Here is a 14,542-nt window from a genome sequence, read left to right as displayed (position 1 = left end):
CAATGCCTGTAATCAATAGCACCAAATACCCTATTAATATATTTGGTTGCAAAAATATGCGGTCAGTTGCTGTCAAAGAGCGAAATACACTCGCTCAATCCAACGAAAAATTAGTCCACAAGGTCGTACACCGGATGTCGCAGACTTGCCGCGAACCTTACGACGACTTGTATCAGTTAGGTTACATCGGGCTTTTAAAGGCGGCCGATCGCTTCGATCCGAATACCGGAAATGCCTTTAGCTCTTTTGCAATTCCCTACATTCAAGGGGAAATTCAGCATTTTCTCCGCGATCAATGGCAAAGTGTAAAGCTCCCCCGAACTGCTTTAGAAACCAAGGCAAAAGTACGGAGGATACAGCGAAGTCTTGCATCTCTTGGTAGAGAAGTTGATGCTTTGCAAATTGCCTTGGGGCTGGGGATAAGCGCAGAGAAATGGCGCGAAATCGAGGCAATTGATAGCAACCTAACTATCAGCTTAGACGAATTACTTCATGAGCCAGCCCAGCCCGATGATGAGGAACCAGATGAGGCTTTGCTGTTGAAGCATTTAGTTAGGCTACAAGCTAATCAGCGAGTAGCGATTGTTGAAAAATTTTTCAGCAACAACTCAATTCAAGATATTGCTAAACGGCAAAATGCAACGCCGCAAAAAGTTAAGGCTTATATTAACTTGGGACTGACTAAACTTCGGATATCTATTCTTAAAGAAACGCTATGAATTTAACTGAATTAGCTAATAATATTAATGAAGCTTTTAAGCAATCCAGGCAATTTTATGAAGCAGGAATTGAAGCTTTCAAGCAAGCGATCGCGTCTGATAAACTTGCGGGAGAGATGTTGCTTGAAGTAAAAAAAACTTTACCTTATGGACAGTTTGGTGAATGGGTTGACAAGAATTGCAATTTCACCCATCGCCACGCGAATCGGTTAATGTTGATTGCTAGAAATTGGGAGAAAATCATCACCAGTTTAGACACACGTGTCGAAACTGAATCGCTGTTACCGTCTCTCAGGGTTGCGATCGCCCTAGCAGCGTCCGAACCCAAAGCAGAAACACCACCAGCGCCCTCAGTTACAAAGTATAAGGTAGCACTGAAAGACCATGAGTGCTACGGAGAGGTTGTTGAAGTTAAGGACAACTTGCAACACGGAGATGTGATTCTTTGTAAGACATCTATTGGTGAGTACCCATTTCTTAAAAAAGAGTTGGTGGCTGAAACTGAATCGCTTGCTCCGATTGACGCTGAGGTGATTGATGTTGAGATTGAGGATATTTCTGAACAATTGAAAGAGGCGATCGCGATCGTTATTGAGTACCTGCCAGAAAATGAACTCAAAGCTGTGCTGGCAGCTAGTTTGAGTATTGGTGCATTACACTTGCCAAGTGATGCTCAAGGTATGGCGGCGAAGTTGATAGGTAGCCAAGAGGTTCCAGTGTTGACAAGTGTTTCGAGATAGAATTGCGTATACCCAAGCTTAGGTAGGGATGACCCAAAATACAACTAGCGACCCTATGGAAAATTTTCCACGGGGCTAATTTTTTGGACTACGACACTATGCGACAATGAGCGTGTCGTATCTGTCGCACGTAGTCGAAACATGGATATCAAGGCTGCTGCTGAGTTTTTAAATATTTCGGTAAAATCGATTGAGCGCCTAGTAAAGGCCAAAAAAATCGCAGTCACCTATATTGAGGGTAAGCGCAATTTTAGCGAGGAAGAGTTAGTAAGGTTTAAAGAGCAAAAACAAGAACCTGTCTATCGTCCAGCCCTTGCTACGACACGGAACGACGCGGCACTGTCGCAGCCTGTCGCACCTGAATATTTGAGTTCAGGATTGGAGCATTTAGAGGCAATTTCTTATCACTATGCGATCGCCGCAATTCGCTTAAAAATGTTACTAAGTTTGAGCGAAGCAGCAATAATTTCTGGGCTTGGCAAGGGTTTCCTTGTCAAGCAATTAAAAGATGGCAACTTACTGGGAGATAAAATAGGAAGGGGCTGGAAGATTCGCCCATCTGATTTACAAAAGTTTGTAGATGATTTGTTCTAAATTAACTGATTGCTTGAATGAACCGGATCATCTGTTCTTTTGTCCCAAGCCTGCCGGACATATACAACATAAGCCCAAGTTCAGATACTGAATGTCCTCGTGTTTCGGGGTGTTTTTGCAAGTCGCTAGCAATTGAATCTAACGCACTGATTAAAGTGCTATGTTCGGCTTGAGCGATCGCCCTTTGTTTTGCCCATTCCAGATGTTCTTGGCGAGTGTCTTGCTGTGGCATTTTGTTTTTGATAAAACTTATATCATGAATCCAATCAAGTTTGAAATTGAGTGCGATATCAACGAATATTGCGTTGTTCACAACTACACTGATCCATTTTGCGACAATGGCATCTGGTGGGCTTTTCCACCTCATTCTGTGATGGCAGTTTCTATTAATGTGAGATACGAAAGACGCTTGGTTTGGGATGAAAGCTATCCCGCTAGCGCTCCTTTTGAATTGGCAATGGAGTATCTTCTTGGCGATCGCGTTCCTCTGAATTGGAAACACAAACAGGTGTGGGGCGATCAAATGCGAATGACTGCGACTTGTGTCCGTACCGATGTTTATCCGCTTTTTTGGATCTATTGGTGGGTTTATTTTCGTATTAAAGAAACTTTGAAATTGACTGCAAGATGCTTTGTTTATGTTTTGGAAGTTTGGGGACTAGCTGAGGTTGGGCAAGGTGAAATAGCAAGTTGGCAGAATATTAAAATTTTAAGGGCGATCGGGAAAATGTTGACATTCTCTCTGTCCGATGACTATCATGGGGACAATTAACACTCAAAATTTAAAAAACTCTTTTTTTGGAATAGAAATCGACGGATGTGCAAGCATCCGTTTTTTTGTCACTACGGGGAGGGGAATCAGTTATCTGATAACTAGCAATTGATAACTGATATGTTAAAGCTTCCCTTCAAGACAACGCCAAAAGAATTTGAAAAAGTTACTATTGGTAATCCTGAAATTGGCGAATTGGAATTACCAAAATATGGCGACATTAGCCCCAACGAGCGCCTATTCATCAAAGCAGCTAACTTAACAGATATTCGGATTGCTGCTGTGAAATTGGCGAAAGATATCGCCACTAAATCAGGCAATAAAGTAATTGATATATATAATGCACTGACTCAAGGTGATAGTGAGTCTCTAGCAGAATATTTAGAAGAGTTTGTGACCTTCCAAGACTTATTAGAGGAAGATTCCTCTGCACATAATTTGGTGCTAGCTACGGCAGTAATTCAACGGTTAGTGCCTGATTGGAAGCTTGAGAATACTGGTAATCCAAATCAAATTCATCCGCAATTACTGAGCTTGGTGATTGAGTTTGCCAAAAACGAGGAAGCTGGCTGGCCGACAGAGGCAGCAACCCCGATTACTGAAGAAGAACTGGGAAACTCGCTGACGACCCCAGAGATCCAGACTGGGGAGAAATCTTCTGGCGAGTCCGCCGCTACTGGCCGCAAGAAGAAAGATTCAGCGAAGGAAGATTTGGCAACCAGCCAACCTGGGTAATTTTGCAAGCGCTGCACTATGGCGCAAAACTGCACCGTGAGGAGTTGCATCTGGCTGAACTAGGGATCGCAACTCTCACATCGTGCTTTGTCAACTCCAGCCGTGATCCGAAATCTGAGGCGGCAAAACCCAGTGACTTCTTCTACTTCACTCCTGCTGATGATGAGGGCGATCGCATTCCTCCTGATGCTGCCAATGCCTTTTTTGCCCTAGCTGATGCTGGGAAGCTGCCAGGGTGGTGTGTAGCGTTAGCTCCTGTTGATAAATTAGCTAAGTCAAGGAATAGCGATCCATGTGCGCCAGTAGTGTGGGTGGGTGAAGGTGTGGTATTGCTACAGCCAGTTGTTGATAATGGGTTGGTCAGGTTCCCTCTGGGATTTGTTGAGGCTAGTGGGGATCTTGCCACAAGCGGGGGAGTTGTGAAAGTTCCAGCACTAGGTGAAGCGTGGGTGTTGGATGGCGAGATGGCGTTGCTGGGATAAAATTACTACCAAAAGCTGCCGAACTTTGCTCGTGAAAAATTTTTCATGAGGTAGTGCTACCACTCTGCACTTAGTATTATTCACAACAGCTATTGTACGGATTTAATAGTCTTTCTTTCGTCAATTGTGGTGCATAGCAAGCCATTGCTCCTGTTTCTTTCTTTGAGCAAGTTTCAGCAAAACTTTCAACTGCCATATTGATTAAGAGTTCATTCATCGCATCTACTATTTCGGGAAAGACTTCTAGCAGTAATTCTTTTTGTGATATCTCTGGATTGGATTTGAGGAATTCTTCTACTAGTAATTCTTTTTGCGATATTTCTAGATTGGATCCGAGCGATTCTCGTATTGCCGCGAATTTATTTTCCATGTTAATAATTTTACGAGGTTATTCGTATTTTACCGTCTTAACGATCAGGGGAACCCTCGGCTCCGCTTCGGAGAGGTTGAGACTAGTGGGGGAGTTGTGAAGGTTCCAGAGTTGGGTGAGGCGTGGTTACTGGATGGGGAGTTTGCAATTACCTCATGAAAAATTTTTCAATTATCGATAATGAGTCGATTTGATAACAATGAAAGCTCTTTGCCGTCTTGTTATCGAAATCAACAATTGATTGGGGCTGCATGACTTATTTAGGGGAATAAGGGAATCCATTGTTTGATGTAATGCGATCGCAATCATGGGTACTCTTGGTTCCGCTTCAATTAAATTAAACCTGGATCGTTCCCAATTTGACAGCGACTTGAAGAAGTTGCAGTCTCAAGACACTGGTCAAATAGCGTATCGCATCAAGCTTGACACCAAAGACTTTGAACGACAAATCAAGGGGTTGCGATCGCAACAACCCATATTCATTCCCCTTGAGATAGATACTAGCCGCTTTGACCAGCAGATCAAGAAACTATCGACTAGCATTGACCCCATCAAAATTGACTTAGCGCCCAATGTTAAAGATTTCCAAGAAAAGTTGCGGCGGCTATCAAAGATTTCTCCGGTTGCAGTTGACGTTAAAGTTGATGAGGCAAAAGTAAAGCAGCAGTTTGAGCAAATTGGTAAGTATGCTGCCGAGGGCTTTACTCAAGGGTTCTCAGGGGTTGAGGGCGCGGGTAAATCTGCCATTGATTCGATGGTCAAGTCGGTCAACAAGCAATTGGGGATTCAGTCGCCGTCAAAGGTATTTCGGGATATTGGTAAGTATGCGATCGCGGGGTTGATGCAGGGTCTGGATTCAGTTGATGAATCTAAATTGAAGGGTGTTGTCAATAAAGTTGAGGGCTATTTTAAAAACTCTAAAATTAAGATTAATTTAGATGTTGATGCTAGTGGTATCAGTGGAAAAGTCAAGGTACAAGCGCCTGTATCACCAGTAGAAAAGCCGGGCGACTTTGCCAAAAATATAACTAAATCTATAGAAGATGGATTTCAAAAAGCCAAGCCCAAAGCTAGTTTTTTGGGAGCTATCTTTGGTGGATTGGGTTCATTAATCACCGTTCCATTGGCAGCTACACTCAGGGGTGCGTTTGAAGGTATTGGCACACCTTTGGGGCTTCAGTTGGGTGCTGGGGTAACTAAAGCCTTCCAATCAACTTTAGGAGCTAATATCGGCTCGTTGGAGTTAATCTCTCAAAAGGCTGTAGAGAAATCATTGCAGGCTATTCCCAAGGCGCAAGAGGCGATCGTTGAGGTAATTAAAAACAATCCCATCGGTGGGGCTGTAGTTAAACAGCTTGAGTTATTGCAAAGAACTCTTGAACTGTACAGCATTAATTTATCGCCTCAAAAAGCTGTCAAGTCATTGGCAACGGATGAAGAAAGAGCATCTGCTTCATACAACGCTAATTTTGAATCAATTGCTACTCGATCTAAATCTCGTAAAAAAGCTAAAGCCGCAGCTAGTGATGAGTTTATCTCGATTCTGGAACAAAAAGGATCTGTAGAAAAAATCAATTCAACGCTTGCCGAGAAAGAAAAGCCAGTAGCCCAAAAAGCTAAAGAAATCAAGCAGATTGAGCTAGCGATCGCTAAAAATGAATTCACAAAATTTAAGCTAGATAAACTTCCAGCGACAAACTCAGAAGACGAACTTAAAAAAAGGGAAGACATCAGAGCCTCTGCTGACAAAAATATTGCAGAGAATAAAGCCAAATTAGAGCAGGCAAAAAAAACAAAATCTTTGCCCGAAAAAGTTGTCAAGCTAGAAGAAATTCAATCTTCATTATCAAAAGCCAAGGCGACTCAGGATAAATTTAGTCTTCTTCCTAAAGCTACTTCAAAGGAAGAGCTTCAAAAAAGAGCAGTATTTGAGTTGGCAGCAAAAAAAGAAATTGCTAAACTCTCAGAAATTCTTGCGATCGCTAATGCCGAAATAGCTTCTGATATAAAGGAGATTGAAGGACTCAAGAAAGCTAAAAGTGCTTATCTAGAAAAGCTTAACAAGCAAGTCAGGATATTAGCTGAGTTAGGAGTTGAAAAAGATTTATCAAGTCAAACCACAGAAATATTAAAAGGCATAGATGTCTTTGAGCAATTAGTGTCTGGACAAAAAGCAGTCGCTAATGCTCAGAAAAACACTAAAATCAACGCTAACACTCCAGAACCTATTCGTCAGAAAAAGCTGCAAAAACTAGAGGGGCTGACGACAAGTGCTAAGACAAATTTAGAGCAGGCTTTAGTTAATCCTGAAACTAGTGCTGGCGAGATAGTAAAACTCAAAAAGCGCTCTGCTACTGCAAACAAAGCGTTGGAGTTGTACAAGCTTGAACTTGCCGATCCTGCCAAGGAAATTGAAAAATTAAATCAAAAGTTAGCTAATGGTAATGCTGCATTAGTTAAAAATATTCAAGAATTACAAACTCGATTAACCCAAGCGATTCCTACTCTTTTCAGGGAAGCGTCGCAGGAAGTAGTCAAGGTTGGCAATCTTAATGAAATTGCGCCACAAAAGCCCAAATCCGTAGTGCAAGAACAGAAAGAATACTACAGTGAAGGGGCAATACTGCAAAGGGAGCAGGGCAAAAGGAAAGAGCAGGAAATAAAAAGAAATATAGCAAACAACCGCTCCGAGACTGAGCTACCACGAGAATACAGAGAAATTGTTAAAGACGTAGCCAATTTGTATGCAGGTATTAAGGTTAAATCGCGTGACATCCCGCAACTTAAAGCATCTGGTACTCAACAAGAACTAGGCTACTCAGGGTTATACGATCCTACAAAAAATCAAGTATCGGTAAGCAATGAATTATTCTCTAGAGCGCAGTCTGGAAGTTTAACATCGCTCGATATATCCACTCTTACCCATGAAATAATCCACGCGATTGATTATGGTTTCGGCAAAAAAACTCAGATAGATGCGGCTGACTCTGTTCGGAATATACAGCCAACAGCAGAGGAGCTAAGGATTGAAGGTGGGCGAATTGAAGGCTCGACTCGATTTGAAGATGCAGAAAAAAATCACGGACAATCACGAGATTTATCAAGAACTTTAGAAACGAATGCTTACATAGGTGACTTAAGACTCTCACCAGAGGTAGTGAAACGGACAGAGAAAAAACGGGCAATTCACAACTTTGAAACAGAGTTTGGCAGGGGCGCTCCACTTGCGGTGAGCCAATATAAAAGCATAGAAAGTTCCGTAGCTCCGAATTACACCAAAGTCCAACAAGATGCGCTATCGTCTGGCATAAGTATAGATAAAGAAGGGGAGGTAGGGAAAGAATCTCTAGCTCGTCAACGGGCAATCTTGCAAAAAGGATTTTCTGACCTTAAGCCGTTGTTGGACAAGGCGCGATCTGAGCTTCATGTCTTACCTACTGAAGAAATAATTGCTTTACAAGAATCGATTAGAAGTACTCTTGCATCATCAATGTCTGCCATTGAGAAGGAACAGGCAGCATTACAGAGTGAATTAGAGAAGAAGAAGCTTACCTCAGTAGAAAAAATATCGCCAATTAAGTCAAACTACGATATCTGGGATTCACCCAAAACTGAATTGCCTTTAACTACTAACAATCCAGGACTAGATTTTAAAACAAGTGCTGATGTGCGAAAATTCGCCGCTTCAAATCTCAACGCCAAGGGTGTGAAGGATTTAGCACGACGCATGGGGATTGATACCAAATATACAAATAAAGAGCTTTTATTAAATGAGATTAGTTCAGGTGGTGGAACCGCAGATGGTAGAGAGCAGATAGCCCAAAAAATAAGTCAGCTTACACCAGATAAATTTTTATCAAAATCCAACACTAAAGGTAATGTAAATCCATCGCTTGACGCTCCAAAAGCTATCAGTGAACTCAAAAAAGCAAGAAAGTCACTTGCTGATGCCCTAATAATTGCTCAAGATTTAGATGTCAGTGATAGACGTTTAGCGCTTGAGTCGATAATAAAAGCATCGGCTGAACAAGAGGCGATCGCAAAACAATTAAGTAGTGAGAATCAGCTAACTCCCGCACAAAGCAAGTCTTTAGGAGGAGTTAGAAGTCAACTTAAAAACATTTCTCATCAATCGAAAGTTTCACTAGGTGATGTTGATCAGACTGAAACGGCAGCGATGGGAGAGGGCTTAGGAGCGAATTTAGTAAGTGCGATCGGAACCGGGATCAGTAGCACTGCTAAAAAGCCTATCAAAGAAATTCAGCAGGTAATGGTTGGGATTGAAGGGGCAGCCAAAAACCAAGCTGAAATTAGATCGCCATCCAAAGTGTTTGAGCGCATTGGTAAGTTTATCACCGAGGGCTTGGCGCTTGGGATTACACAAGGTACAAATCTGGTAGAAGGCGCAGTCTCTAAGGTTATTGATCGAGGTGCTAAAGAATCCTTAAAAATAGGTAAGTCAAGGCTACCTTCCCCACCAACTGGATTCAATCTGCCAATTGGTAAATCTTTACTGCCAACTCCACCGCCGCCGCCAGGATTTAATTTACCCATTGGTAGCAAGGCGAGATCGGGACTTCCAACCCCACCCCCACCACAGAGCATTGATCCGAAATTTGGTTTACCTATCAAGATCCAGGAGCTTTTTAATAAAGTTATTGATGCAGGCGAACTATTAAAAATAGTCACCGATATTCAAAAAGACCAAACAAAAAATATCTCTTCAAAGCTCAAAGAATACGACCGAATCATCAAAATATATGATGACCTAGAAGCGGAAAAAGCCAAACAGAATCAGGCATTAGATGATAAATTTGACCCTGAAAAAATAGATAGGCAGCGTGAAACAATAAGGCAAAGAGCTAAACTATCTGCCAAATTAGAACGCAAGTATGGGATGGAGGGGTTAGCCCCAGAAATACTACCCGATCGCGTCAATAGTTTGGGCGAAACAGGAAAAAGCCCCTCAATACTCCAAGGCATCAAGGATATTTTCAAATCTCTTGATAACAGTCTTGTCAAGCGGGTGAAAAGACGGGCGGCGCAATTAGCAATAGAAATAGACACTGCGATCGCACCCAGCCTAGAAACAAGTGCAATTGATGCAGGTGCTAGGGGGGATAAAGTTGAGCAGAAGCAGTATCAGAAACTAGCTAGACAGTCCCGCGCAGCCACCAAGGGGATAGCTAAAATCCTAGAAACTCCAGGTGATTTGACCGAGAAACAAGTCAAGCAACTTGATAGATTAACCAGTCAACTTGAGAAAGTTTACGATGCGATCGGCAGACCTCTGCCAAGCCAAGGATTCCTGGAATCTATTGGCGTTGGAGCCGGCGGAGCGATCGGACTTGTCAAAAGCTTGGGCGGTGTGGTTAAAGGTTTTCTTGCATTCAGCATTGGGATGTGGGCACAGAATTTCTTTGGCAGCATTGCCCAGGAATCATTTAAAGCATTTGTAGAACTTGATCGCCTCAAAACTGCCCTAAATTTCGCATCAGGGGGGACTGCTGGGGGCGCTCAGAATTTGGCATTTGTGAGAAAGACTGTTGAGGATTTGAAAGTCCCTCTCGAAGCTTCGACAAAAGGGTTTGTGCAACTAGCAGCAGCATCAAGAAATTCTGCACTAGAAGGCAAAGGAACCCGTGAATTATTTACGGGGATTTCCCAAGCTAGCACTGTACTTAGCTTGAGTGCTGACAATACTCAAGGTGCGATTCTGGCTTTGAGCCAGATGATTTCTAAGGGGAAGGTTTCGGCGGAAGAATTACGGTGTTACGATTCCAGCACTGAAGTACTGACATATAGAGGATGGGTTCGTTGGGATGAAGTAAGCGATCGCGATTTGTTTGCTTCTCAAGATTTAGAGACTGGAGAAATTGAGTTTCAATTAGCAATTCGGACAGTAAGGTATCGATACACTGGCTTGATGCTTCGCGTCAATTCACCTGATATCGATTTACTTGTTACTCCTGACCACCGCATGGTTGTAAGGACTGCCAATGATACTAAGTTCAAGATAGTTAAAGCTAAAGATTTAGAAAATCAACCATATTTTTATTCAACTGGCTTTGACGTTGATGCTCAAGTACTAGTAGAACCATCAAGTCTAGAATGGGTTGAATTCGATGATGAAGTATTTTGCATAGAGGTTCCGTTTACTACGCTTTATGTTCGCAGATCGGGTAAAATCTGCTGGTCTGGTAACTCGCAGCTAGGCGAGCGATTGCCGGGTGCGATGGGTATCGCTGCCCGTTCTATGGGAGTAACTGAGGCAGAGTTCACCCGCCTCTTGGACACCGGCAGCATTTTATCTCAGGATTTCTTGCCCAAATTTGCGAAGCAATTGCAGTCGGAATTCGGAGATGCTGCCAAGGATGCCTCTGGTAACGCCCAAAGTGCCATTTTTGGGGTAGAGAATGCCTTCTTGAGCTTGCAGCAGGGCATTGGTGAGGGGATATCACCAGCTGCTACTACAGGGCTAAATGCTTTGTCTGCCATTCTTGAGCAAGTGGCTAAAGTTGGCAAGGAAATAGCGATAATAATTGCTGCTGTTTCTACGACTTTGCTTGTCAACTTAGGTAAGTCCTTATGGACGATAATCGGAGAGTTGATTCTTACTAAAACTGCTGGAGTAACGCTGGGAGGTACTTTTTCTCAGCTAGCTAGTACTATTAATAACTCCTTCTCAGTCAAGTTGACTGCTGGTATTTTCGCAGTACTAGAAGTTGTTAAACTGCTGAATGATGCCGTCAATACCGACCTAGTGAAATCTTTTAATCAGGCAGCTGCTTCAGCCAAGAAAACAGCAGAAGAAGCCGCAAACGCATACAAAAAAACCAGTAAGCCAGAATCTTCAAATGGCTTTGGCAAATTGGCAGATGATTTTTTAATTAACCCCATCAGAAACAATGCACAGCAAATAAAAAGCAACCCTGTGACTTCATTTCTGGCCGGTGCAGCTGCTAGCTATGTGCCGGGGGGAGCCATAGCTTTGAATAAAGCAAGCAAACTGCAAACTTTTGGAGAGCTAGAGCGAGACACAACAATCAAAGATATTAACGATATCTCAGACGAAACTAAGAATTTTCTGGCTGCTGCTGGTGTGCGATTGCAGTCTGTAAAAAACGGTACTGGTAAAACAGGACAATTACCAAAAGTTGATGCAGAGCTTTTAAATGCCGAACAGCAGCGCCAAATTACTCAAGCTCAAATCAAACGGGATTTCACCGATAAGGGCAAGGCTATCCCTGCCGAATTCAGACTAAAACGAGAAGCTCAAGATGAGCAAATCAAAAAGCTTAATGATAAGCGTGCAGAAATTGCCAAGCCTGTGATGCTGGATTCGACGAAAACAGACCAGTATGTTAACAGCATTAAGTCACTGTTAGAGGCTCTTGACGATCCCAAAGCAATTAGCGCACTGGGAGGGGTAGATGCAGTAGAAAAACTCAAAGTAAAGCTAAAAGAAGCGGCAGTTCCACTCAAAGAATTTAAGGCTCAACAAGAAGAAACTCTAGCCTCATTCCGAGTTGACCCAATCAGGGCATTTACTCAAGCACTGCGAGGGTTAAATCTAGTCCTTGCTGAAGGTCAAGAAAAGAATAAAGAAAACCTTGCGAAAAATAAATTAGCTAATACAAAAACCGCGATCGCTGGTTTCTCCAGCAACAAACTCGCAACTAGACAACTGGCCTTCAAGAATGCCGACGACGAATATAAAGCGGCTCAAATTGACGAGGCGAATTCAGCAACGGCTGTAAAAACTTATGATGAAGCGGCATCGAAGCCTGATTTCCAAGCAACTCTAAAGCGGCTCGGACTTACACCAGATTCCAGCGCTGCCAAAATTGACGACATCTTGAAAAACACAACAGAAGAAGCTGATAAAAATATTTTAGAGCAGCTCAAAGCTGGGAAAGAATCTAAGCTTAAATTCAGTGAAACCCAAGCCGCTACTCTTGATGCCAAAACAAAGCGCGGTCAAGTTGTGCAGGACAATGCTTTGTTCAGCATTGATGACAGCGCCGCCAATTCTCGCGCCGCTATGCAAAAGGCTGAAAACCAGAAGATTGCAGCCGTTAAGAATGCTCAAACGGCAAGGTTAATAACCGAGGAAATCGCTTCTGAAAAAATTTCCAGGATCAGTTTAGCCAGCACGCGATCGCAACAAAAGAACCTCAACCAGCAATTAGCCGCACTCCGCACATATCACGACCAAGGCGCAATTTCTGCTGAAAAGTTCGCTGAGAAACGGCGCGAATTGGAAACAGAACAAACTAATCTTGAGAAACAAGAAGCAGAAAACCGCCTTGCTGTACAGCAGGCAGTTATAGCACGACGCATCAAGGATATTGAATTTGTCAACAAAAAGGCTGAGGCTGCGATCGCTCTTACCCGAACTAACAGCACAACAAAAGCAAGAGTTAAGCTTTTAAGTTCTGGGTTGACCCAACAAGGTCAAGACCAGTTCGCTCAAGAGCAAAATCAGATTGAGCAGAAGTCTACCACTGACGGTATTGCTCTGATTAAAAAACGGATTCAGCAAAACAAGAGCGATCGTGCAGAAGGATTAAAAGATGCGAGGCAGGCTGCTGAAACAGAGCTTTCACTTCAGCAAGAATTAGCAGCTGCACTTGGACAACTAGTTGACCTGAAAATCACTGCTGAGGAGAAGTACAGAGAAAGCGTAGAGCATAACATTCAACGGATTATGCAGGCTGAAGAAAACCGCTTTAAAAAGCAAACTTCTCAACTTGATGAATCCAAATCAAAGCTTGACCTTTATAACCAAAGTTTAGAACGCACCAGTAGATTAGAACAGTCTCGCCGCAGTTTAAGCAAGGCATTGTCTGATGCTGCTCTTGCACCCTTGGAAAACCAAAAAGCCGATGCTGATGACGCACAGTCCTTGGTTGATAAACTCAAAGATCCTAACCTCAAACCCCAGGCTAAAGCGGCTATTAAAGCTAAACTCAAGGCGATGGGCTTTGGGCAGCAGTACGGATTGACTGTTACCCCAGCTACGGTGACAAAAGCCAGTAGCGGAGACAGCCCAGAGGATTACGAGCTTCAAATTAAAGAGAAAAAAGAAGATATTGAGGAGAATATTGCCAGGATTAAGCAGTTAAGTATGAAGGCAGAGCAAGAGTTTCAACGCAAAGCGTTAGAAAATGACCTGAAGCGTCAGAAAATTGCTGCTCAAATGGCTTTGTACGATGCCCAGTCAGCGCAGTTTGCAGCACAAAAAGCTAAATCTGATGCTGAGGGTACGCTCAAAATTGCCATAGCTAAAAAAGATCCTATTGCTATTGAAACAGCACAAACTAACTTAGTTATTGCCAACAAGCAAATTGATTTAAGCAACGATCGCGTAGCTAGCGCCCAAGCTAACCTCAACGATCAGCCTGAAATTGCCGCCAATGCAACCCAAGAACAGAAAGTAACCCAAGGGACGGAAGCCCAAAACTTTCAAGCTGGCGAGCAAAGACGTAGGCGCAGTGCTGCATTGGATTTAGTGGAAACTTCGGAAAAAGCAGGTAAGCCGATAAGTTTGTCCGAGGCTGAGGAGAGAACCCGATCCGCAAGCGAGTTCGCGCTTTCTCAGTCTCCTCAAAGAATTCAATTCAATCCGATGCCCGAACTCAAACTCAAGCCGGGAGAGAATTTGTTTGATGCTTACCAGCGACAACGAGAGGAAATAAAGCTGCCCTCCACCGGGGTGAAGTTACCATCTGCTACGAAGATTGATATTCCCCCAATTGATAAAACAGCCGACGCTTTTAAATCAACTGGTATACAACCGCGTGAATCGGGGGGAGGCAATCAGTTTGTAGATGCGCTCAAAATGGCGAACCAGGGGATTGAGCAAAGGTTGGATGCTTTAAGTAGTGCGATTATCACATTGGCTAACACGCCGCGAAGCCTCTCTGTATCTACTGCTAACCCAATTGATGATGCAGCTAGATTGATGAATAATTTTTCACGAGGTCAGGTTATGGCATCGGGAATGTGAAAAAATTTTCACTCTTGCTAGACTTGTTCCTGCTCTAGCTCTTGTTGAATAAACGGCCTTGACTACTGCTGTTAGGATCGCGTCATTCAAGACTTAACAATATCTTCTATAGATATCT

9 protein-coding genes are annotated in these 14,542 nt (G+C 43.0%); 7 read left to right on the top strand and 2 right to left on the bottom strand.

Annotated elements, in window-relative coordinates:
- The first annotated feature begins 56 nt into the window (after positions 1-56).
- The 3 genes from FBB35_RS22130 to FBB35_RS22120 all read left to right on the top strand — a co-directional run bounded on the left by FBB35_RS22130 (position 57) and on the right by FBB35_RS22120 (position 2,053).
- Positions 57-719 (top strand): sigma-70 family RNA polymerase sigma factor, encoded by a 663-nt coding sequence (locus tag FBB35_RS22130; protein ID WP_174711427.1) that lies wholly within the window; start codon positions 57-59, stop codon positions 717-719.
- Positions 716-1,459, top strand: a complete 744-nt coding sequence (locus FBB35_RS22125; protein ID WP_174711426.1) for a DUF3102 domain-containing protein — start codon at positions 716-718, stop codon at positions 1,457-1,459. The genes FBB35_RS22130 and FBB35_RS22125 overlap by 4 nt, the downstream gene beginning before the upstream one ends.
- A 141-nt stretch (positions 1,460-1,600) precedes the next feature.
- Positions 1,601-2,053, top strand: a complete 453-nt coding sequence (locus FBB35_RS22120; protein ID WP_174711425.1) for a helix-turn-helix domain-containing protein — start codon at positions 1,601-1,603, stop codon at positions 2,051-2,053.
- A 1-nt stretch (position 2,054) separates the two neighbouring features.
- On the opposite strand, the gene FBB35_RS22115 is transcribed toward FBB35_RS22120, so the two are convergent.
- A complete protein-coding gene (locus tag FBB35_RS22115) occupies positions 2,055-2,285 on the bottom strand; it encodes a hypothetical protein (protein WP_174711424.1) in 231 nt (76 codons plus the stop codon).
- Between the two features lie 24 nt (positions 2,286-2,309).
- On the opposite strand from FBB35_RS22115, the gene FBB35_RS22110 reads away from it, so the two are divergent.
- From FBB35_RS22110 to FBB35_RS22100, 3 genes are all read left to right on the top strand, one after another.
- Complete coding sequence (locus tag FBB35_RS22110) at positions 2,310-2,825, top strand: hypothetical protein (protein WP_174711423.1); 516 nt, start codon at positions 2,310-2,312, stop codon at positions 2,823-2,825.
- 120 nt (positions 2,826-2,945) lie between these two features.
- Positions 2,946-3,560, top strand: coding sequence for a hypothetical protein (locus tag FBB35_RS22105; protein WP_174711422.1), 615 nt, complete (start codon positions 2,946-2,948; stop codon positions 3,558-3,560).
- A 2-nt stretch (positions 3,561-3,562) separates the two neighbouring features.
- A complete protein-coding gene (locus FBB35_RS22100) occupies positions 3,563-4,042 on the top strand; it encodes a hypothetical protein (RefSeq protein ID WP_174711421.1) in 480 nt (159 codons plus the stop codon).
- A gap of 76 nt (positions 4,043-4,118) precedes the next feature.
- Here the strand turns inward: FBB35_RS22100 and FBB35_RS22095 are convergent, their stop codons facing one another.
- Entirely contained in the window at positions 4,119-4,412 is a 294-nt protein-coding gene (locus FBB35_RS22095; RefSeq protein WP_174711420.1) for a hypothetical protein, read from the bottom strand.
- A gap of 307 nt (positions 4,413-4,719) precedes the next feature.
- Here FBB35_RS22095 and FBB35_RS22090 point away from each other — a divergent pair, with 307 nt between their 5' ends.
- Positions 4,720-14,424, top strand: a complete 9,705-nt coding sequence (locus FBB35_RS22090) for a tape measure protein (RefSeq protein ID WP_174711419.1) — start codon at positions 4,720-4,722, stop codon at positions 14,422-14,424.
- Positions 14,425-14,542: the final 118 nt, after the last annotated feature.

It is taken from the genome of Nostoc sp. TCL240-02 (assembly GCF_013343235.1).
In the GTDB taxonomy this organism is placed as follows: Bacteria; Cyanobacteriota; Cyanobacteriia; order Cyanobacteriales; family Nostocaceae; genus Nostoc.
This window is presented reverse-complemented; position numbering and strand designations above follow the sequence as displayed.

What these genes read in the sequence shown, in the direction of transcription:
- FBB35_RS22130 (WP_174711427.1), top strand. Translation starts at nt 57, where the DNA reads ATGCGGTCAGTTGCTGTCAAAGAGCGAAATACACTCGCTCAATCCAAC.
- FBB35_RS22125 (WP_174711426.1), top strand. Translation starts at nt 716, where the DNA reads ATGAATTTAACTGAATTAGCTAATAATATTAATGAAGCTTTTAAGCAA.
- FBB35_RS22120 (WP_174711425.1), top strand. Translation starts at nt 1,601, where the DNA reads ATGGATATCAAGGCTGCTGCTGAGTTTTTAAATATTTCGGTAAAATCG.
- FBB35_RS22115 (WP_174711424.1), bottom strand. Translation starts at nt 2,285, where the DNA reads ATGCCACAGCAAGACACTCGCCAAGAACATCTGGAATGGGCAAAACAA.
- FBB35_RS22110 (WP_174711423.1), top strand. Translation starts at nt 2,310, where the DNA reads ATGAATCCAATCAAGTTTGAAATTGAGTGCGATATCAACGAATATTGC.
- FBB35_RS22105 (WP_174711422.1), top strand. Translation starts at nt 2,946, where the DNA reads ATGTTAAAGCTTCCCTTCAAGACAACGCCAAAAGAATTTGAAAAAGTT.
- FBB35_RS22095 (WP_174711420.1), bottom strand. Translation starts at nt 4,412, where the DNA reads ATGGAAAATAAATTCGCGGCAATACGAGAATCGCTCGGATCCAATCTA.
- FBB35_RS22090 (WP_174711419.1), top strand. Translation starts at nt 4,720, where the DNA reads ATGGGTACTCTTGGTTCCGCTTCAATTAAATTAAACCTGGATCGTTCC.